General features: G+C 45.6%; 1 protein-coding gene. It reads left to right on the top strand.

Going from position 1 to position 2,535, the window contains the following annotated elements; all coding sequences use genetic code 11:
• Positions 1–84 precede the first annotated feature (84 nt).
• Positions 85–2,445 carry a Lon protease family protein gene (locus B9J84_RS00690; protein ID WP_026027772.1) on the top strand — a complete coding sequence of 787 codons (2,361 nt, stop codon included), beginning with the start codon at positions 85–87 and terminating at the stop codon, positions 2,443–2,445.
• Positions 2,446–2,535 lie beyond the last annotated feature (90 nt).

The following is a 2,535-nucleotide window of genomic DNA, read 5'->3' as shown; positions in this document are numbered from 1 at the left end:
GGTGTAACTCGCTAAAATATAAATGAAGAGATTCTACACTTAGGTCAAACTACAACAAGAATCCAAAAGCTAAGGAGCGGAGTGATGGCGATTCAACGATTGAATGCAGAGCAGCTCTACCACGTTGCCCAGTTAGAAAAACTCCCTTGTAAATCAACTAAGGAGTTAGACCCAGTTGATGAGATTGTGGGGCAAGAACGGGCGCAAAAAGCGGTCGAATTTGCAATGTCGATCAAAGAGAAGGGTTACAACATCTACGCTATTGGCCGTAATGGGTTGGGCAAACGTACGATGATTTTGCGCTATTTAAACCGCCATCAGCATGATGTCGATGCGTTGTTTGATTGGTGTTATGTGGCCAATTTCAGCGATATTCGAACCCCAAAAGTGCTGAAGTTACCTTCGGGTATTGGGGTTAAACTCAAGCAAGACATTGAAAAGTTAATGAATAAGTTGGTCAATGCGATCCCGTTAGCTTTTGATAACGAGATTTACTTTGCTCGTGCCGATAAACTGAAAAATCAGATGGCACAAAAACAGCAAAGTGAATTGGATAGCATCAGTAAAGAAGCCAAAGATAAAGGCATTAGCTTAACCATCACCACTCAAGGCGACTATCAATTTGTTGCGATGAACGGTGAAGAGATGCACACCGAAGAGTCCTTTGACGCCTTGTCTAAAAAAGAGCAAGAGCACTTTAGCCATACCATTGATGAGCTAGAAATCAGCCTACGCAATATGGTACGTCAACTGACAGAATGGGAAGACTCCTACAGTGAGAAGATCAAAAAGCTCAATGATGAAGTAACGCTTGGCGTCATTACCCACTTTATTAAGCAGCTTAAGCAAGATTATTCTGGCTACCCAGACATCAAAACGTATCTCACGGAGTTACAAAAAGACATCGTCGATAATGCGGACATTTTTTTAGATGAAGACAGTGAGCAAGGCGAAGTCGCGACAGCTTCTTTAGATAAGCGTCTGCCGCGTCGCTACAAAGTCAATGTGCTGGTCAGCCAGCCTTCAGACAAGCTACCGATCGTGGTAGAAGAGAACCCGAACTACCACTCTCTATTTGGTTATATCGAAACGGCGACTTTTAAAGGCACAGTATTTACCGATTTTTCGTTAATTCGAGCGGGTAGTTTACATAAAGCCAATGGTGGTGTGCTGTTGATGGATGCGGTGAAAGTGCTTGAGCAGCCCTATGTTTGGGACGGTTTAAAGCGCGCGCTGCGTTCACGCCAAATGAGTTTTACCTCTTTGGAAAAAGAGGTCACGCTAACAGGGACGGTTTCACTTGACCCAGAGCCTATCCCGCTAAATGTGAAAATCATCCTATTTGGTGATTACCACACCTATCAGCTGCTGACTCATTACGATCCTGAATTTAGCGAATTGTTTCGAGTAACGGCCGATTTTGAAGATGAAATGAAACGTACGCCCGATACCGAGCTACATTACGCGCGTTTTATTTCGAGCATAGTGCACGACAACAATATGCTGCATTGCGACCGTAAAGCGATTGCACGCATCATTGAACACAGTTCACGTACAACGGGCGATCAAGGCAAACTGTCACTTCATTCGGCGCATATTGCCAATTTGTTACGCGAATCTAACTATGTGGCGAAGCAGGCGAATTCAAACATGATCCGCCAGAATCATGTCGAAGAGGCGCTCAGCAACCAAGAGATGCGAGTGAGCCGCCTGCAAGACAGTGTGATGGAGTCGTATGTTAACGGTACAACGCTAATCCAAACGCAAGGCATGGCGGTCGGACAGGTGAATGCGCTATCGGTATTGAGCACCAGCGATCATATGTTTGGTGCGCCAAACCGTATTACCGCCACCACTTCCTATGGTGATGGTGACATTATCGATATCGAGCGCAGTGTCGATCTGGGTGGCAGCATCCACTCTAAAGGTGTGATGATTTTATCCGCGTATCTCTCTTCGGTATTTGGCCGTACGGCGCGCGTACCACTCACCACGACCATCACATTTGAGCAATCTTACGGTGGTGTGGATGGTGATAGTGCCAGCATGGCCGAATTCTGTGCGATTGTGTCTGCGTTTTCTAAACGGCCTAATCGCCAAGATATTGCGATCACAGGTTCGATGAACCAATTTGGTGAGTCGCAGCCGATTGGCGGTGTGAATGAGAAAATTGAAGGTTTCTTTGATGTGTGTGCAATCAAAGGGCGCACCAGCCAGCAAGGTGTCATCATTCCTCGTTCAAACATGCACAATCTGATGTTACGCGCTGACGTTGTTAAAGCGGTCGAGAAAGGGGAGTTCAATATCTGGGCTATTGAACATGTCACTGAAGCGGTTGAGCTCTTTACTGGCAAACCCGCAGGCGAAGCAACAGAAGATGGCAGCTACCCGGTTGATACCATCTTCGGTTTAGCACAAGCCAAACTGAATGCGCTTAGAAAATAGCCTTATCGAAGAATAAGTTCTTCAGTACTAACCACCTCAATGACCACCTAGCAAGTGGTCATTTTTCTTCATAAATCATCATAATTTAAC

Source organism: Vibrio sp. V03_P4A6T147, assembly GCF_002241085.1.
Classification (GTDB): Bacteria; Pseudomonadota; Gammaproteobacteria; order Enterobacterales; family Vibrionaceae; genus Vibrio; species Vibrio anguillarum.
Note: the sequence above shows the minus strand (reverse complement) of the source record. Positions and strands in the feature narration are given on the sequence as shown.